Origin of the sequence: Novosphingobium aquiterrae, from assembly GCF_042434435.1 — a bacterium.
GTDB lineage: Bacteria > Pseudomonadota > Alphaproteobacteria > Sphingomonadales > Sphingomonadaceae > Novosphingobium > Novosphingobium aquiterrae.
The window spans coordinates 106,609-124,739 of record NZ_JBHLTL010000006.1 but is presented as its reverse complement, the minus strand read 5'-3'; the positions used below and the strand labels follow the sequence as shown (position 1 = coordinate 124,739).

The following is an 18,131-nucleotide window of genomic DNA, read 5'->3' as shown; positions in this document are numbered from 1 at the left end:
TCGCCGTGACCCGATCCGCTTTCCCCAAGCCCCATGATCGGCCGGACATTCCCAGACTCCGCAAGCGACGGAAACCACACAATGCATCTCAAAGAACTCAAGAAAAAAACCTCTGCCGAGCTGGTCGAAATGGCCGAAGAGCTGGGCGTCGAAGGCGCATCGACCCTGCGCCGCCAGGACCTGATGTTCGCCATCCTCAAGGAAGTGGCGGAAGACGGTGAGGAAATCGTCGGCCAGGGCACGATCGAAGTGCTCGCCGATGGCTTCGGCTTCCTCCGCAGCCCTGAGGCAAACTACCTTGCCGGACCCGACGACATCTATGTCTCGCCCAACCAGGTCCGCAAATGGGGCCTGCGCACCGGCGACACCGTCGAAGGCGAGATCCGCGCCCCCAAGGACGGCGAGCGCTATTTCGCGATCACCAAGCTGGTCACGGTCAACTACGACGATCCCGAGGCGGTCCGCCACCGGGTCAATTTCGACAACCTGACCCCGCTCTATCCCGACAGCAAATTGAACCTCGACACGCTCGACCCGACGGTCAAGGACAAGTCGGCGCGGGTGATCGACATCATCAGCCCCCAGGGCAAGGGCCAGCGCGCGCTGATCGTCGCCCCGCCGCGCACCGGCAAGACCGTGCTGCTGCAGAACATCGCCAAGGCGATCACCGACAATCATCCCGAAGTGTTCCTGCTGGTCCTGCTGGTCGACGAACGGCCCGAGGAAGTCACCGACATGCAGCGCAGCGTGAAGGGCGAGGTGATTTCCTCGACCTTCGACGAGCCCGCCCAGCGCCACGTCCAGGTCGCTGAAATGGTCATCGAAAAGGCCAAGCGCCTGGTCGAGCACAAGCGCGACGTGGTGATCCTCTTGGATTCGATCACCCGCCTCGGCCGCGCCTACAACACCGTGGTGCCGTCATCGGGCAAGGTCCTGACCGGCGGTGTCGATGCGAATGCCCTGCAGCGCCCCAAGCGCTTCTTCGGCGCGGCACGCAACATCGAGGAGGGTGGCAGCCTGTCGATTATCGCCACCGCGCTGATTGATACCGGCAGCCGCATGGACGAAGTGATCTTCGAAGAGTTCAAGGGCACCGGCAACAGCGAAATCGTCCTTGACCGCAAGGTCGCGGACAAGCGCATCTTCCCGGCGCTCGATGTCGGCAAGAGCGGCACCCGCAAGGAAGAGCTGCTGGTCGCCAAGGACAAGCTCAGCAAGATGTGGGTGCTGCGCCGCATCCTGATGCAGATGGGCACGATCGACGCGATGGAATTCCTCCTCGACAAGATGAAGGATTCCAAGACCAACGAAGACTTCTTCGCGACGATGAATCAGTAAATGGCCTTGCTTGTACCCCGGCACGCGGTTCTGACCGGCGCGCCGGGGGCGGGCAAGACCACCCTGCTCGATGCTGCTGCCGCAGCGGGGATTGCGACTTCGCCCGAAGTGGCGCGCCAGTTGCTGCAAAGACCCGGCGGCATGGAGCTGCGCGCGGGCGACCCTCTTGGCTTTGCCGAGGCCATGGCCGAGGCCCACGCCCGTGAATACGAGCGCTTTGCCAACCTTCCCGGCCCGGTCCTGTTCGACCGCGGCTTTCCCGATGTGGTCGGTTTCCTTGATGTATCCGGACTCCCGGTGTCCCCGGCGATCGACCGGGCCTGCCGTACCCTGCGCTATCACGGTCCGATCCTGCGCGCCCCGGCCTGGGCCGCGATCTATGCCCAGGACGCCGAGCGGATCCAGGACTGGGCGGAAGCCGTGGCCAGCGACGAGGCCGTCACCGCGGCGTGGCGGCGCTATGGCTATGCGGTCACCGACTTGCCGCTGGCGGGCGTCGATGCACGGCTGCGATTTCTTCGCGAAAGCCTTCAGCCCGCCGCCTGAAGCTGCGCCGCCATCATTTCCCACAGCTTGTTGACCGCCTTGAGCGGGCGGACCATCACTTTGAAATCCTTGATCATTCCAGCATCGTCGAAGCGGATCAGGTCGATCCCGTTGATGTGGATGCCGTCGATCTCGGCGGTGAATTCAAGCAGCGCGTCGTTGCCTTCGATCACTTCGCGGACATAGCGGAAGCTGTCATTCCCCAGCACCTTCGCGGCGCTGAGCAGGTAAAGCATGACCTTGGTCTTGCCGGCTTGCGGGCTGTGCACGACGGGTGAGTGGAACACCGCATCGTCTGCCACCATTGCCCCCAGCAGCGCGGCATCGGCATCGCTGTCCATGTAGGCGTGCCAGGCCGCGACCCCGGCGCGCGCGCCGCTCATGCCAGGTGCTCCATAAGGAAGGCCGCCGTGCGGCCATCCGCCAATGCAGCCCCGGCCTCGTCGCGGCGCTCGCCCATCTCTGCCGCAAAGCCGTGGTCCAGACCCGGATAGTCGTAGAGTGTCACGCGCGGATGATTGTCCAGACCGGCGTGGATCGCGGCCTGGGCTTCGGGCCCGACGAAATGATCGGCGGTCGGGATGTGGAGCATCAGCGGCCGGGCGATGCCATGGGCCTCGTCGAGCATCTGGTCGATCATCACTCCATAGTAGCCGACCGAGGCGTCGATGTCGGTGCGCGCCGCCGCCATATAGGCAAGCCGCCCGCCAAGGCAGTACCCGGCGCAGCCGATCTTGGCCACGCCTTCACTGCCGCGCAGCCACTTGATCGTCGCTTCGATATCGTAGACCCCGTCATTGGCGTCATAGCGCTGGAAATGGCCGAACGCCTCATTGAGCTGTTCGGGAACGTCGGGATTGAGTTCGACCCCGGGGGCAAAGCGCCAGAAGATGTCAGGGGCCACGGCGAGATAGCCGGCTGCTGCCCACTTGGCGCACTTGCCGCGAATGCCTTCGTTCACACCGAAGATTTCCGGAATGACGATGATCGCCGCCTTGGGTGAGCCCGCGGGACGCGCGATGTGCGCGGGGATTGTGCCGCTGCCATCAAGGGTGGGGATTTGGATTGATTCGGCCATCGTGCAACTCCGCGAGAAAGGCATGTTCGCCGCGCACCCTAAGCGCGCCGTGGACTTTGCCAAGGGGCTATGCCAGCAAGGGGCGGGGGAGACTGGGTTTGCCCAAGGAGGAAACATGAAAGTCCACGTCGAGATCGACTGCACGCCCGAAGAGGCGCGCACCTTCCTGGGCCTGCCCGATGTCGGCAAGGCCAACCAGTTCTATGTCGATGCCATTGCCAAGGCAATGAAAGGGGCGGGCAGCGTTGATCAGTTGCAGGAATTCGCCAAGGGTCTTGCCCCGATGGGTCAGGTGGGGATGAAGCTTTTCCAGAACTTCATGGAAAGCGGCAATGCCTTTGCCGCCGGAACCAAGAAGAAGTCGGACGATTAGCCGCGCGCCTGGCGCGCCGCATTGATGCCCGCAATGTCCGATACGATCTTCGCCTTGTCGAGTGGCGCGCCGCCGGCGGCGATCGCGCTTATCCGGGTCAGCGGACCATCAGCGGCGGTGGCGCTTAGTGCGCTGGCGGGGCGCAACCTGCCGTCGCGCAAGGCCGTGACGGTCACCTTGCGCGACGGACAAGGCGAGATCCTTGATCGCGCCCTGGCCCTGTGGCTGCCGGGACCCGCTACGGCGACTGGAGACGATACGCTGGAGCTGCACTGCCATGGCGGGCGCGCTGTCGTCGCCGCCGTGGAAGCGGCCTTGGCAGCGCTGCCAGGACTGCGACGCGCGAGCGCTGGCGAATTCACCCGCCGTGCTTTTGCCAATGGCAAGATCGACCTGGCCGAGGCGGAAGGACTGGCCGATCTGCTGGGGGCAGAGACCGAATTGCAGCGCCAGGCCGCCATGGCGATGGCCGGGGGAACCTTCTCGCGCGCAATCGAGAGCTGGCGGGACAGGCTGCTGTACCACTCCGCCGCGGTCGAGGCCGTTCTCGACTTTGCCGATGAGGATGACGTGTCGCAGCTGCCTTCAGGGTTCGTCACGGCGTTGGCGGCGCTCAGGCAGGAGCTGGACGCCTGGCTGGGCCGGCCTCGCGCCGAAGTGCTGCGCGATGGGTTCAAGGTTGTTCTTGCGGGACCGCCAAATGCCGGAAAAAGCACGCTTTTCAATGCGTTGATTGAAGAGGAGGCGGCGATTACCGCGCCTGTGGCGGGGACCACGCGTGACGTCTTGACGCATCCGGTGGCGATAGACGGTGTACCGTTCCGATTTCTCGACACCGCGGGCCTGCGCGACGAAGCGGGCGATGCAATCGAGGCGATCGGTGTCGAGCGGGCGCGGGCGGCTGTGGCGCGGTCTGATCTGGTCCTGTGGCTTGGCCAGGAAGGGGAGGGCCCGGCCGGGTCGTGGGAGATCGAATCGCAGATCGACCGGCCCGGACACGCGATCAAGCAGGCGCCGCGCCACCGCGTTTCGGCCCTTACCGGGCAAGGGCTGGACGCCTTGCGTCGCGATCTGGTTGCGGTGGCGCGATCGGCAATGCCCAAGCCAGGTGATGCCGCGCTCAGCCAGCGGCAGCACCGACTGCTGACCGAGGCTAGCGAAGCTTTGGCTTCGGCCGCAAGTCTGGTCGATCCGCTGCTGATTGCCGAAAGCCTGCGTCTGGCGCGCGTTGCCTTCGATGCCCTCTTGGGCCGAACCACGACAGAAGACATGCTCGATGCGCTGTTCGGGCGGTTCTGCATCGGGAAATAGTGTTCCACGTGGAACATGGCTGCGCTAAGGGCGCGTAGACATGACCACCTTTGACATCATTGTGATTGGCGGAGGCCATGCCGGGGTCGAGGCCGCGGCTGTTGCTGCGCGAATGGGTTCGCGGGTTGCGCTGGTCAGCTTCGATCTCGACGCGATTGGCGCGATGAGTTGCAATCCGGCGATCGGCGGGCTCGGTAAGGGCCACCTGGTCCGCGAAGTCGACGCGTTCGATGGCATCATCGCGCGTGCGGCAGACGCTGGCGCCATCCATTACCGCATGCTCAACCGCTCCAAGGGCTCAGCAGTGCAGGGGCCGCGTGTGCAGGCGGACCGCAAGCGGTTCAAGGCAGCGGTGCAGCATCTGATCCAGCGCCAGGGTGATCTGACCCTGATTGCAGGTGAGGCTGCGGCCTTGCTGATGCGCGGCGGGACAATCGCAGGCATCAGTCTGGCTGACGGCACCGATCTGCACGCCAGGGCAGTCATCCTTTGCACCGGTACCTTCCTGGGCGGAACACTGTTTCGCGGGGAGGAGCGATTGGTCGGCGGCCGCATTGGCGAAGCCTCGGCTCAGCGCCTTGCAGCCCAGTTGCGCGATGCCGACTTGCCAATGGCCAGGTTGAAGACCGGGACACCGCCGCGGCTCGATGGGCGCACAATCGACTGGGCGCGGCTGGCCGAGCAACCCTCGGATTCGGAACCATGGACCATGAGTGCCCTGGGGCCGGGCCGCGTCCTGCCCCAGGTGTTCTGCGCAATCACCCGGACAAATCCGGCGAGTCATGACGTGATCCGCGCCAATCTTCATCGCTCCCCCTTGTTCAGCGGGGCGATTGGTGCCTCAGGGCCGCGCTATTGCCCATCAATCGAGGACAAGATCCACCGCTTTGCCGATCGCGACGGCCATCAGGTATTTCTCGAGCCCGAGGGCCTCGACACCCACCTGGTCTATCCGAACGGGATCAGCACGTCGCTTCCGGCCGATGTGCAGCTGGCCATGCTCCGGACGATGGATGGGCTTGAAGTGGTCGACATGGCGGTGCCCGGATATGCCGTGGAATACGATCATATCGACCCGCGCGCGCTGCGCCCCAGCCTGGAACTGCGGGCCATTCCCGGGCTTTTCTGCGCCGGACAGATCAATGGCACCACTGGCTATGAGGAGGCCGCCGCACAGGGCCTGGTGGCCGGGATGCACGCCGCCGCCACGGTGCTGGGGAACGCGCCGGCGCCGCTCGATCGCGCCAACAGCTACATGGCCGTCATGGTCGATGACCTGACCCTGCACGGCGTCAGCGAGCCGTATCGCATGCTGACCGCACGGGCCGAATATCGCCTGCGGCTGCGCGCCAACAACGCTTCAACCCGGCTGACGCCACTGGCTTTGGCGGCAGGATGCCTTGGCGACGAACGCCGCGACTGGTTTGAACGCCGGATGGAAGCCAAGGGGGAGATCGAGGCTGCACTCGATAGCCCAGTGGGTGCCCAGGATCTTGCGGCTGCCGGGCTTCCGGTGCGCGGCGATGCGGGGCGTTTGCCAATGCGTGAATGGCTTCGGTTTGGCGGGGTTGATTTGCAGATGCTCCAGCCGTGGCTTCCCGCGTCAATTAGCCTTGCCGACGATCTTGCCGAAGAGGTTGCCGAGGATGCGGCCTATGCCCCCTATCTGGCGCGCCAGGATGCGGAGCTGCGTGATATGCGTGCGTCCGAGCATCTGGCCTTGGGCGACGGCTTTCCCTTCGAAGCGGTTCCGGGCCTGTCACGTGAAATGGTTGAACGGCTGTCCGCCGCGCGTCCGGAAACGCTCGCCGCAGCCGGCCGGGTGCCGGGCATCACGCCTGCCGCACTTGCCGCCCTGCTGGTGCAAGCCCGGCGGCGTGCCGCGTGATGCTCACTGATGAACAGGCCGCGCGGACCTGGCTTGCGGCGCTGCCCGAGTGGACGCCGGTAGCGGAAGGCCGGCTTGAGCGGCTGATTTCCGCCCTCAATGTCGAGAATCAGCAGCAGAACCTGGTCGCTGCGGCAACGCTCGATCGCGTCTGGCTGCGTCATGTCGCCGATTCGGCGCAGCTTCTCAGTCATGTTCCACGTGAAACATCGAACCCCTGGATCGATCTTGGGGCGGGTGCAGGATTCCCTGGCCTGGTGATCGCGATTTTGCGCCCCGACATCTCGGTTCACCTGGTCGAATCGCGTGGCCGCAGGATTGCCTGGCTCAACACTGCCGTGGAGCATATCGGCCTTGCCAATGTCACAATCCACGGTGCGCGACTTGAGCAGGTTGAAACATTCCCGGTTCGGGTCATTTCGGCGCGGGCCTTCGCCCCGTTGCCAAGGCTTATTGATCTATCCGCCCGTTTTTCCACAGCGGACACCGTTTGGTTGTTGCCCAAGGGCCGTTCTGCCGCGCATGAGTTGCAGGACCTTGCCGGATGGAAGCATCTGTTCCACGTGGAACAATCGCTTACCGATCCCGAAGCTGGCGTTATAGTCGGCACCCTGATCGGCCCGGACAGGTCTGGAAAGAAGGGATAACTGCCGTGATACGCGTTGCAATCGCCAACCAGAAGGGCGGGGTTGGCAAGACCACGACGGCGATCAACATCGCAACAGCCATGGCCGCAACCGGCTGGAAAGTCCTGCTTATCGATCTCGATCCGCAGGGTAATGCCTCGACCGGCATCGGCATTGCGACAAACGAGCGCGAACGGTCGTCGTACGACCTGCTGGTCGATCAGGCTACGGTTGCCGACTGCCAGCAGCCGACGCGCATCCCCAATCTCGATATCATTCCGGCGACAGTTGACCTGTCCGGCGCGGAAATCGAACTGGTCTCGGTCGAGAACCGCACCGATCGTCTGCGTGAAGCGCTCAACGGTGCCATCGGTCACGATATCTGCTTCATCGATTGCCCGCCGTCGCTGGGGCTGCTGACGCTCAACGCGCTGTGCGCCGCCAATACCTTGCTGGTTCCCTTGCAATGCGAATTCTTTGCCCTGGAAGGGCTTAGCCAGCTGCTGCAGACGGTTGAGCGGGTCCAGCAACGCTTCAACGCCGAACTTGGCATCGTCGGCGTGGCCTTGACCATGTTCGACCGGCGCAATCGCCTGACCGACCAGGTGGCAGACGATGTCCGCTCGTGCCTGGGCAGTCTGGTTTTCGAATCGGTGATCCCGCGCAATGTCCGCCTGTCCGAAGCGCCAAGCCACGGTCTGCCGGCACTTGTCTATGATCACACCTGCGCGGGTAGTCGGGCTTACATGGCCCTGGCGCGCGAATTGATCACCCGCCTGCCTGAAAAGAGGAAAGCCGCATGAGCGACGAATCGGTGGTGCGCATTTCGCCAAAGCCCGAAGGCGGGGCCGTCAAGCGTCCGGCCCTTGGCCGCGGCCTGGGCGCCTTGCTGGGCGAGTCGCGCCGCGAGGAGCCGCTGGTCGCGCCGCAGTCATCCTCCGGCGCCGGCGCTATTCCCTCTGGCCTGGCAATGCTGGCGGTGGCTGCAATCGTTCCGCATCCCGGGCAGCCGCGTCGCCGCTTCGATGAGGCGGCCTTGGACGAGCTTGCCGCATCGATTGCCGCGCGCGGGGTTATTCAGCCGGTAATCGTCACGCCGCATGGGCCAGGGCAGTGGCGGCTCGTGGCTGGCGAACGACGTTGGCGCGCCGCGCAGAAGGCACAACTACATGAAATTCCGGCTTTAATTCGCGACCTGGGCGAACGGGACATCAACGCACTGGCGCTGATCGAGAATTTGCAGCGTGAGGATCTCAACCCGGTCGAAGAGGCGCGGGCCTATCATCGCCTGGCTGAGGACGAGGGTCTGACGCAGGCCGAGATCGCCAAGCTGGTCGACAAAAGCCGTAGCCACGTTGCCAACCTGCAGCGGCTGCTCACTCTGCCCGAACCGGTGCTCGATCTGGTCGAGGAAGGCCAGCTTTCCATGGGCCACGCCCGCGCGCTGATCGGCTCAGACGATGCTGTCATGCTCGCGGCGGAAGCCGTGGCCAGGCACTTGTCGGTGCGCGATATCGAAAAGCGCGTCCGCCGCAAGAATACCGGCACTGCCGCGCCGCGCCGCGCCCGCGGCCAGCGCGATGCGGCCTCGACCGCAGATATCGCTGCGGTCCAGGGCCACCTTGAGGAATATCTGGGCCTGCCGGTCCGGATCAACGCCGATTCGGACCCCCGGTCTGGCGCGGTCACAATTCGCTACCATACGCTCGATCAGCTCGACCTGATCTGTCAGCGCCTGACAGGCGGGGGGATCTAGGCACTGCCGACTGCGGGATAATACGCAGCAAGGCGCTAACAGCGGCGAGATGTTTGCCGGGATAGGATCTTTGCCATGTCCCGCATCGTTCCCGGCTTTCTCTTCGTCCTGACGGCCAGCCCGGCCTTGGCGCAATCGCCACCGGTCAGCACGGTCATGGCCGTCGCCGTCGAGGTTCAGGCGGGGTGCAGCGTTGCGGCCAGCCCGCTGCTGCTTTCCGCGCAGCAGGGGAGAAGGGGCCAGTCGTCGGCTGACATCACCATCGCCTGCGGTCCGGATGAGCCGTTTACCGTATCACTTGACCACGGCTCCCATGCCGACGGCGGCCAGCGCTGCGCCTACGATCCGGTTGCCGATCGCTATGTCGCTTATGACATCTTTCGCGATCCCGGTCGGAGCCGGCGCTGGGCCGATGGACCCGATGACGTCGTTAGCGGCATGACCAATGCCTTGGGCAAAGCGAGCCTGCAGGCCTATGGCGCGACGCCAGCCCATCCGGATTTGCGCACCGGGCGCTATGTCGATCAGGTTGTGGTAACGGTAAGTTTCTAGATAAATCAGAACAATAACAAAGCTGATCGCGTCTTAACCACATCGCAAGGGTGAACCCCTAATTCTCGCCATGAGACATCAGGGGGTACATGATGCGATTCGCGCATCGTCAGGGTTTGATCGTGCTCGCGGCCGCAGCAATGCTGGCTGCTGCCCCGGCGCATGCCGGCGGCGCGACCTACACGATGCCCGTCCGGGCCCAGGTGATCAACGGCTGCACCGTCAACGCGTTGCCGCTGGTGTTCAACATTCCGGTGCCGACCAATCTTAACGTCGATTCGTCAACCACGATAACGATCGCCTGCACGCCCAATATTCCGTTCACCTTGGACATCGACACAGGACTTTACGCGAACGGCATCAATCGCCGCGTGTTCAACGCCGCCGTCAACGCCTACATCAACTACGATGTCTACAAGGATCCGCCGCGCAGTCAGGTCTGGGGCACCGGCGGAGCAAAGAATGTCGCTGGAAACTCAGGTATCACCGGCGTGGTCGTACTGCCGGTCTATGGACGCGTTGCGTCTTCGAAGACGCTCAAGGCGGGCAGTTACCGCGACACGCTGACCGTTACGATCAGCTTCTGACATCGCAAATCCATTCGCGGTCCGCGTACCGACAAAGGCGCTCGGCGCTTACCGAATGTTAACCATATTTTCCTAGGTATTCTCCCCAAGCAGACCGCAAATTTCCCTGTAACCATTAGGGATTTTGCAATGGTTTGTGACGCATGGAGGACGTGGCTGAACTGCCAATGTTTCAGGGGAATAGAGACCATGCGTAAGATTGCTTTCGGGTTTGCGGCCATTGCCGCCCTAGCTGCCACTCCGGCTCTCGCGGCTTCGGCCAGCAACCAGATGCCGGTGTCGGTCAATGTCATCAACTCGTGCACCGTTGCGGCTTCGCCGATGGCCTTTGGCACGCTGACCTCGGTCGGCGGCGTCAATGTCGACACCACTGCCAGCGTCGATCTGATCTGCACCATCGGTGCGGCCTATGACGTTGCCATGGACGTCGGCACCCACGCCACGGGTTCGCAGCGTTACCTGCAGAACACCACCGATGCGACCAAGAAGATTCCTTACGGCGTGTACCGTGATTCGGCCCGCGGCCAGAACTGGGGCAACACCTCGGGCACCGACACCGTCGCTGGTTCGAGCGCAACCGGTCTCGCCACGCTGACCGCCTACGGCCGCATCCCCGCTTCGGCGACGTCGGTTCCGGCCGGTTCCTACACCGACACCGTCACCGTCACGGTGAACTTCTAAACATCATGGAGACCTGAATGATCCGCACTGTCGCTGTTCTCAGCAAGCTTGCCATGATCGTGGCAGGCGGATCGTTCTTCTCCCTCGGGCTGGCCCACGCCGCCCGCGCCGATGAGCCCTCTGCCGCCGCGGCCGCTCCACCAGCGGACCGCGGCGCACGGCTGAATATCGCCCCGCTGCGGATCGAACTCGAAGCCGCCAAGACCGGGGCCACGGTCATGCTGACCAACACGTCGGCACGCCCCCTGGCTGTCCAGACACGGCTCTTCGCGTGGAGCCAGGAAGCGGGCGAAGACCGCTTTGCGCCGTCGTCCGCGCTTACCGTATCGCCGTCAATCATCTCGATCGCCTCGGGCGCGACCCAGATCGTCCGCGTTCTGCGCACCGGTGCCGCCTCGCCGGGCGAGAAGCGCTTCCGTCTGGCAGTCGACCAGCTGCCGGATCCCAGCCTGGCCCAGACCGGCGAGGCGGAAGCACGGCTGCGCTTTACGCTCCCCGTGTTCGTCGATCGCGATAAGGCAGAGCCCACTGTGCTGGCCTGGCGCATCAACGGTACCCGGCTCGAACTGGCCAATTCCGGCGGCCGCACGGCGCGGATCATGACGGTCGCGCTCAAGACTACGTCCGGCACGCCGGTGCCGCTGGAACGCAATTCACTGCGTTATGTTCTGGGCCAGTCGACGATTTCGTGGGGCCTTGCCTCAGCCTGTGTCACCACGCCGGTGACGATTACTGCCGTGATCGATGGCCAGACGGCCAATGCGCAGGTCTCGCCAAACTGCGGGTGAACGGCTCCTAGCGCTTTGTGCTGCGCTTGGCGCAGCCATGGGCGGGTCTCCCGCCCTGGCGCAGACGGACCCGTTCGCCCTTCCCACCGGAGTGACCGCGCAAAGCGTGGCGGCACAGTCCGGCCCCGGGCTGTCGGAAATCGCTGTCGACGGTGACACCCGGGCCCGAATGGTCGATCTGGCCTGGCAAGGCGGCGTCCTGACGATCGATGCCGACGGTGCCCGAGTCGCAGGCTTGCCCGTGGCGGCCGGGGTGAACGGCCGCGTGCCGCTTGATTCGCTGCGCATCGCCAAATGGCGCTTCGATTCGCAGCGGCAACGCCTGGAAGTCCAGCTCCTGCGCAAAAGCGACGGGGCCAACCTTATCGATATGGCCAGTGCACCGCGTCAGGACGGCGAATCGACGCCGCTGACGGCGTTCCGGCTCGATTACGATCTGACCGCAACGCTTGCAAAGGGGCGGAGCGGGGCCGCCGCGCTGGTCGAAGCGGCGCTGGTGCGCGGCAATGCTTCGGCAACAACGAGCTTGCGCTACGTTTCGCAAGCACAACCCGATTCGCCGCGGTTGTTGCGGCTTGATTCGCAAATACAGGTGCAGTTTCCGCGCGCGGGTCTGACGGCGACCGCCGGGGACTTCATTTCTGCCGGCGGGCAAAGCCAGCGCGCCATACGTCTCGGCGGTTTCCAGCTCGCCTCGGACTATTCCTTGCGACCCGATTTGATAACAACTCCATTGCCGGCCTTTACCGGGCAGGTTTCGGTGCCAACCGGGATCGACATCATCACGGGTGACCAGCGATATACGCTTGGACAGCTTGAACCTGGCGAATTTACCGTGCGCAACGTTCCTTCTAACGCAGGGCGCGGCGAAGTTTCGGTGATCGTGCGCGATGCCCTGGGCCGTGAGACGATCCAGAACGCCAAATTCTACATGTCGCGTTCGCTGCTTGCGCCGCGTCTGCGGGAATTTGCAATAAATGCCGGATTCGTCCGACGACGATACGGGATACGCAGCAATGACTATGGTCCGCTTGCTGCAAATCTCTTCTATCGCCGCGGCATCTCCTCCCGACTGACCGTCGAAGGTGGCGCTGAATGGACCCCGGGCCTGATCAACGCAGGTGTCCGGGGCGATCTTGCGCTTGGCGGGATCGCCCTGGCGACGTTGGAAACGCGGGTCAGCGCCGAACATGACACGGGATTGACTGGCAGCCTGATAAATCTGGGCCTGGAATCGATCGGGCGAAAGCTTTCGGCGCGCGTTTCGGCCTCATTGCCCAGCGCGGGGTACCGCGATGTCGCGAGCAAACTGGGCGATCCGCTGCCACCACGCGAATTTCTCGGGCAGATTTCGTTCAACCTCAAGAATATGACCCAGTTGCAGCTGTCGGGTGGACGTCAGGAGCGCCGGTTCGATCCGCGTTTTGCCTTCCTTGAGCCGCGCGTGACCTTCGCAAATGCCTCGTTTCGCACGCAAATCCGCAAGAATATCGATGCTTTCGCCTCGCTTGGCTATCGCCGCGGCGCTTCTCGCTCGGTCAACGCCTGGGCAGGCCTGTCTTTCCAGTTCGGTGGTGGCCGTTCGGCCCAGGCGTCGGCAAGTACCGGTACGGGTTCTCCGCTCAGCGCAAATGCGGGTTATTATCGCCGCGATACCGATCTGCAGCGGCTGGGCTACGGCATCGAAGCGCAGACCGGGGCATCAAGCCGCCTTGCTGCGTCGCTGGCCTATCGTAGTCCGCAGGGCCGCGTCGAAGCGCAGGCGGAGCGCGTGCGCGGCCTGTATGGGCTGCGGCTCAACGGTCGCGGGACGCTGCTGGTTGCCGGGGGCGCAGTGTTTGCCCGCAACCAGACAGGGGGCAGCTATGCCCTGGTTCGCACCGGCCGTGTCGAGGGGGTCACCGTCATGCGCGAAAACCGTCTTGCCGGGATTACCGGCAGGGGCGGACTGCTGCTTGTCGAAAACATCGCACCGCAAGTGCCGCTGACCTTTGATATCGACCCAGACAAGCTGCCTGCCGATGCGCTCGCCCGCGCGACCCAGCGCCGGGTGCTGGTGCCGCGCCGGGCTATCGGTCTGGTTTCGCTCGATGTCGTGCGCTTCCGTCCGCGTCAGCTCCACCTGACGGCGCCGGATGGCAGCGATCTGCCAGTCGGTACCGCGCTGATCGCCCAGCCATCAGGCGAAGCGCTGATGGTCGGCTTCGACGGTCTGGTCGATTTCAACAGCGAAGGCGGCGATACGCGGATCGAACGGCCGCTGGAGGGCGGGGCGCGCTGTGTTGTCGATGTCGCGTTGATCCCGGCCGTCGCGGTCGATGTGCCGCCGACCTATGCCTGCCGCTTCGAACTGCCCAGTTCGATTGTCAGCCGCGAAGCGCCCAAGCGCGGGACGGGCAGCCGCGGCGGTCGCCGCCGCTGACGGCAAAGTTGCGCCGCGCAACTCCAGGGCGAATTTAAGCGATCGATTAAATCCTGTTGCGAGTGGCACCGCGCGCGCTTAATCCGGCGACATAACTCTTGTGAGAGGATTGCCATGTCGCTCGATTCGCTGTCGCGCAGTTGTTACACCGAAGATCATGAAGCGTTCCGCGGCACCGTGCGCCGCTTCGTTTCCGAACAGCTTGAACCGCACGCGGCCAAGTGGGACGAAGACGGGATCATTCCCAAGCACGTCTGGCCCAAGGCGGGCGAACTCGGCCTGCTCTGCCCGACCGTGCCCGAAGCCTACGGCGGGCTTGGTCTCGACTTCGGCTACAACGCGATCATCGACGAAGAGATCGGCTATGGCACCGATGTCGCCACCGGCTTTTCGCTGCAATCCGATATCGTCGCCAACTACCTGATCCAGTACGGCTCTGAAGAGCAGAAGCAGCATTGGCTGCCCAAGATGGTCAGCGGCGAGATCGTCACCGCGATCGCCATGACCGAGCCGGGCACCGGATCCGACCTTCAGGCGCTGCGCACCACGGCCAGGAAGGACGGCAACCACTATGTGATCAACGGGTCGAAGACCTACATCACCAATGGCCAGAACGCTGACCTGATCCTGGTCTGCTGCAAGACTGACACCGACGTGCAGCCGGCCTGGAAGGGTGTGTCGATCGTGCTGGTCGAGGCCAATCGGGAAGGTTTCAAGCGCGGCCGCAACCTTGACAAGGTCGGTCTTGACGCTGCCGACACCTCGGAGATGTTTTTCGAGGACGTCCGGGTACCGATCACCAACTGCCTGGGCGAAGAAGGCAAGGGGTTCATCTATCTGATGAGCGAGCTGCCGCAGGAGCGCCTTGGCATTGCGGTTTCGGCCCAGACTGCCGCGCAGCGCGCCTTCGACATGACGGTGGAATTCACCCGCGAGCGCAAGGCTTTCGGCAAGCCGGTACTCGATTTCCAGAACACCCGGTTTGTGCTGGCCGATCTCAAGGCCAAGCTGCAGGTCGGCTGGGCCCACCTCGACTGGTGCATCGCCCGCCACATCAAGCACGAGCTGACCCCGGTCGAAGCCTCGGGTGCCAAGCTGTGGCACACCGAGCTTCAGGGCGAAGTGGTCGACAAGTGCCTGCAGCTCCACGGCGGCGCCGGGTTCATGAACGAATACCCGATCGCCAAGCAATGGCGCGGCGCGCGGGTGACGCGGATCTTCGGCGGCACCAGCGAGATCATGAAGGAACTGATTGGCCGCTCGCTTTAGGCGAGCGCCGGCCGGGTTGCGCTGCGACCCGGCCAGGTTTCACTCAGATCGGAATCCGCTTGTTGGGGATGCGCTTGCGCGGCGGGATATAGCGCTTGCTCCCGCCGACCGGGACCCATTCCTCGATCACCTGGGTTTCCGTGCACTCGCGCGGGGCCGGTTTTGCCGTCGCGACGGCCTGGACGGGGACCATCATCACCGGAACCATCACGGTCATCGGCTGATAGGCATAGGTGTAGCCGGTGCCATAGCCCGGACGGCCATAGCCGTAATTGGTATACCGCTCGAGATAGGCTTCGCAGTAGTCCATGGCGCGGCGGTCCTGACGGCGATCGGCGCTGTTGCCGATCGCACCCCCGGCGACCGCTCCGACAGCGGCGCCGGCGACAGTGCCCAGGGTCTTGTCCCCGCGGCCGGCAATCACGTTACCAGCAATTCCGCCCAGCACACCGCCGATCAGTGCGCCGCCAACGGTCTTGCCGCGCGAATCGCGGCGGTGGTTGTAGCGGCATTCATCCAGCCAGTCGGCGCGGGCGCGTTCCCATGACGCCTGATCGAACTGCGGCTGCGCCGGGTAGGGCATCTGCTGCGCGCCCATCGGCGGAAGGGGCGCGGGGATCATCGCCGGGGCACCTTCATAGCTGCGCCCTCCGGCATCAACCATAGGCGGCGGAGGCGGCGATGACTGTGCCTGCGCCGGAAGAGCCGTCAGCGTGACAGCGGCCAGCGCGGCCGCGACCTGAACGAAGCGAATCGACGAACGGAAAGGCATGGCAATCCCCTGATTACGCCGGGCAAATCCAGCGTTAACGGGTTAGTTACCATCACTGACACGGGGAATCCAAGCCGAGCCTGGGCAATGCTTCGCGCCTGTCCCGATCTGGTGCAGCGGCAAGACGTCAGATCGCTGCGGCGATCGTCTTGGCCAGCAGCTCGATACCGGCGGCGTCGTCTGCATCGAACCGGGCGGGTTCCGGGCTGTCGAGATCGATCACGGCGATAATTGTGCCGTCGCGCAGGACCGGGACAACCAGCTCGCTGCGGCTGGCCGCGTCGCAGGCAATATGGCCGGGGAAGGCATCGACATCGGGCACCAGCTGGGTTGCGCCACTTGCCGCCGCTGTTCCACATACGCCCTGGCCGAAGGGAATGCGGATGCACGCCGCCTTGCCCTGGAACGGACCCAGCACCAGTTCGCCATCGACCACGCGGTAGAACCCCGCCCAGTTGAGCCGGTCGACAAATTGGCCGATCAGCGCGGCGATGTTGGCCATGTTGGCCACGCCATCGGGCTCGCCCGCGACCAGGGCCTGCGCCGCCTGGTCGAGTTCACGATAGAGTTCGGGCTTGCTCAGCGCCGGATCGGGGGCAAATGCATACATCGGGTAACACTATCTCACAGACTGCTTGCGGCCTAGCCGGCTAAAGCCTATTTCGCCTGGTATGTCGACCAAACGCAAGCTGCTCGTCGCCCTCGGGGTATTCATCCTGGTCATTGGCGGGTTCGCCTTCTTCCTGCTGCGCGGAACGCCGGCGGAGAAGAGCCTGGATCAGCTGTCGGGTCGCGATCCGCAGATCGTCGAGGCCAAGCCAGAGAATTTCCCCTCGATCGGCATAGCCAAACCGATTGGCTGGGCCGCAGGGCAGGCGCCGACGGCTGCCCAGGGGCTTTCCGTGTCGCGTTTTGCCGAAGGGCTCGATCACCCGCGGGTGATGCTGACCCTGCCCAACGGCGATGTTCTGGTGGCCGAAGCCGACGCCCCTCCGGGCAACATGGGCGGCGGCATCACCGGCCTGATCGGGACCTGGTTGATGAAGCGCGCCGGAGCCAAGGTCAAATCGCCCGACACGCTGATCCTGCTGCGCGACGGCAATGGTGACGGGGTGGCCGAGCAGAAGTTCACCCTGCGCCAGGGCAATGGTCTGGTTTCACCCTCGGGACTCGCCTGGCGCGGCGACACGCTCTACGTAGCGAACCACAATGCGGTGCTCGCTTTCCCCTACAAGCTGGGCGAAACGACGCTGGGCGGTAACCCCAAGAAGCTGATGGACCTGCCCGCGGCGGGGAACCACTGGATGCGCAATCTGCTGCTCAGCGCTGATGGCAGCCAGCTGTTCGTTGCGGTCGGTTCCAGCTCGAACATTGCCGAAAACGGCATGGAGGCAGAAAAGGGTCGCGCCAGCATCTTTGAAATCAATCTCAAGACCGGCTATCCGCGGCTTTACGCGCAGGGCCTGCGCAATCCCAACGGGATGGATTTCAATCCCTCGTCGGGCGAGCTGTGGACCGTGGTCAACGAACGCGACCAGCTCGGCCCGGATCTGGTTCCTGACTATCTGACCAACGTTCCCGTTGGCGCGCATTACGGCTGGCCGTGGGTCTACTGGAAGAAATACAACGACGATCGGGTCAAGTCGGATCCGCCCGAATATTTCGATGACTATGTCCGCAAGCCGGAATATGGCCTGGGCGCGCATGTTGCGCCGTTGGGACTGGCTTTCGTCAAGGGCGGAGAGAAGCTTGGGCCGGCCTTCGCCAATGGCGCAGTGATCGCGCGCCACGGTTCATGGAACCGCAAACCGCTTTCGGGTTACGATGTGGTTTTCGTGAAATTCGATGCCAACGGCAATCCCCAGGGTCTGCCGCTGCCGCTGCTGAACGGCTTCCTCGTGCCCGGCAAGGATAAGACCCACGGCCGGCCAACCTGGGTCGGCTTTGCCAAGGACGGTGCCTTGCTGGTTACCGACGACACCGCCGGGATTATCTGGCGGGTGATTGCCACCAATGCCGCACCGGCGGCCGTCATCAAGCAAGTGGTAACGGCGCGGATGCCGCCGCAACGTGAGCTGAAGGGCGATCCCAACGACCGCTTCAACGCCAATTTCAAGCGCGACGAAACCGTCAAGCAGCAGTAA

Annotated in this window: 19 protein-coding genes; 15 read left to right on the top strand and 4 right to left on the bottom strand. The window is 64.1% G+C overall.

Annotated features, from left to right (window positions below):
* The first annotated feature begins 81 nt into the window (after positions 1-81).
* Complete coding sequence (gene rho / locus ACFFF7_RS10345; RefSeq protein WP_379481274.1) at positions 82-1,338, top strand: transcription termination factor Rho; 1,257 nt, start codon at positions 82-84, stop codon at positions 1,336-1,338.
* Positions 1,339-1,884 (top strand): AAA family ATPase, encoded by a 546-nt coding sequence (locus ACFFF7_RS10340; protein WP_379481273.1) that lies wholly within the window; start codon positions 1,339-1,341, stop codon positions 1,882-1,884. It abuts the gene before it with no gap.
* Here the strand turns inward: ACFFF7_RS10340 and ACFFF7_RS10335 are convergent.
* Together ACFFF7_RS10335 and ACFFF7_RS10330 are read right to left on the bottom strand one after the other, a co-directional pair.
* Positions 1,869-2,267, bottom strand: coding sequence for a nuclear transport factor 2 family protein (locus ACFFF7_RS10335; RefSeq protein WP_379481272.1), 399 nt, complete (start codon positions 2,265-2,267; stop codon positions 1,869-1,871). The genes ACFFF7_RS10340 and ACFFF7_RS10335 overlap by 16 nt on opposite strands.
* Positions 2,264-2,962, bottom strand: coding sequence for a dienelactone hydrolase family protein (locus ACFFF7_RS10330; RefSeq protein ID WP_379481271.1), 699 nt, complete (start codon positions 2,960-2,962; stop codon positions 2,264-2,266). The genes ACFFF7_RS10335 and ACFFF7_RS10330 overlap by 4 nt, the downstream gene beginning before the upstream one ends.
* Before the next feature lie 115 nt (positions 2,963-3,077).
* On the opposite strand from ACFFF7_RS10330, the gene ACFFF7_RS10325 reads away from it, so the two are divergent.
* The 12 genes from ACFFF7_RS10325 to ACFFF7_RS10270 all read left to right on the top strand — a co-directional run bounded on the left by ACFFF7_RS10325 (position 3,078) and on the right by ACFFF7_RS10270 (position 15,215).
* Entirely contained in the window at positions 3,078-3,335 is a 258-nt protein-coding gene (locus tag ACFFF7_RS10325) for a DUF6489 family protein (RefSeq protein ID WP_379481270.1), read from the top strand.
* 33 nt (positions 3,336-3,368) lie between these two features.
* Entirely contained in the window at positions 3,369-4,646 is a 1,278-nt protein-coding gene (mnmE, locus tag ACFFF7_RS10320; protein ID WP_379481269.1) for a tRNA uridine-5-carboxymethylaminomethyl(34) synthesis GTPase MnmE, read from the top strand.
* Between the two features lie 40 nt (positions 4,647-4,686).
* Positions 4,687-6,534: a tRNA uridine-5-carboxymethylaminomethyl(34) synthesis enzyme MnmG gene (mnmG, locus tag ACFFF7_RS10315; RefSeq protein WP_379481268.1), complete on the top strand. Its 1,848-nt coding sequence runs from the start codon at positions 4,687-4,689 to the stop codon at positions 6,532-6,534.
* Positions 6,534-7,181 (top strand): 16S rRNA (guanine(527)-N(7))-methyltransferase RsmG, encoded by a 648-nt coding sequence (gene rsmG / locus ACFFF7_RS10310; protein ID WP_379481846.1) that lies wholly within the window; start codon positions 6,534-6,536, stop codon positions 7,179-7,181. The genes mnmG and rsmG overlap by 1 nt, the downstream gene beginning before the upstream one ends.
* A gap of 5 nt (positions 7,182-7,186) precedes the next feature.
* Complete coding sequence (locus tag ACFFF7_RS10305; RefSeq protein WP_379481267.1) at positions 7,187-7,963, top strand: ParA family protein; 777 nt, start codon at positions 7,187-7,189, stop codon at positions 7,961-7,963.
* Positions 7,960-8,916 carry a ParB/RepB/Spo0J family partition protein gene (locus ACFFF7_RS10300; protein WP_379481266.1) on the top strand — a complete coding sequence of 319 codons (957 nt, stop codon included), beginning with the start codon at positions 7,960-7,962 and terminating at the stop codon, positions 8,914-8,916. Before ACFFF7_RS10305 ends, ACFFF7_RS10300 begins: the two co-directional genes overlap by 4 nt.
* Positions 8,917-8,991: 75 nt before the next feature.
* Positions 8,992-9,468, top strand: coding sequence for a Csu type fimbrial protein (locus ACFFF7_RS10295; protein WP_379481265.1), 477 nt, complete (start codon positions 8,992-8,994; stop codon positions 9,466-9,468).
* 92 nt (positions 9,469-9,560) lie between these two features.
* Entirely contained in the window at positions 9,561-10,055 is a 495-nt protein-coding gene (locus ACFFF7_RS10290) for a Csu type fimbrial protein (protein WP_379481264.1), read from the top strand.
* Positions 10,056-10,244: 189 nt separating this feature from the next.
* Entirely contained in the window at positions 10,245-10,736 is a 492-nt protein-coding gene (locus ACFFF7_RS10285; protein ID WP_379481263.1) for a Csu type fimbrial protein, read from the top strand.
* 17 nt (positions 10,737-10,753) lie between these two features.
* Complete coding sequence (locus tag ACFFF7_RS10280; protein WP_379481262.1) at positions 10,754-11,524, top strand: fimbrial biogenesis chaperone; 771 nt, start codon at positions 10,754-10,756, stop codon at positions 11,522-11,524.
* 91 nt (positions 11,525-11,615) lie between these two features.
* Positions 11,616-13,946 carry a fimbria/pilus outer membrane usher protein gene (locus ACFFF7_RS10275; RefSeq protein WP_379481261.1) on the top strand — a complete coding sequence of 777 codons (2,331 nt, stop codon included), beginning with the start codon at positions 11,616-11,618 and terminating at the stop codon, positions 13,944-13,946.
* 114 nt (positions 13,947-14,060) lie between these two features.
* Positions 14,061-15,215, top strand: coding sequence for an acyl-CoA dehydrogenase family protein (locus ACFFF7_RS10270; RefSeq protein ID WP_379481260.1), 1,155 nt, complete (start codon positions 14,061-14,063; stop codon positions 15,213-15,215).
* A gap of 43 nt (positions 15,216-15,258) precedes the next feature.
* Here the strand turns inward: ACFFF7_RS10270 and ACFFF7_RS10265 are convergent, their stop codons facing one another.
* Entirely contained in the window at positions 15,259-15,987 is a 729-nt protein-coding gene (locus ACFFF7_RS10265) for a glycine zipper 2TM domain-containing protein (RefSeq protein ID WP_379481259.1), read from the bottom strand.
* Between the two features lie 127 nt (positions 15,988-16,114).
* A complete protein-coding gene (gene msrC, locus ACFFF7_RS10260; RefSeq protein WP_379481258.1) occupies positions 16,115-16,597 on the bottom strand; it encodes a free L-methionine (R)-S-oxide reductase MsrC in 483 nt (160 codons plus the stop codon).
* Between the two features lie 61 nt (positions 16,598-16,658).
* On the opposite strand from msrC, the gene ACFFF7_RS10255 reads away from it, so the two are divergent.
* Positions 16,659-18,131: a PQQ-dependent sugar dehydrogenase gene (locus ACFFF7_RS10255; RefSeq protein WP_379481257.1), complete on the top strand. Its 1,473-nt coding sequence runs from the start codon at positions 16,659-16,661 to the stop codon at positions 18,129-18,131.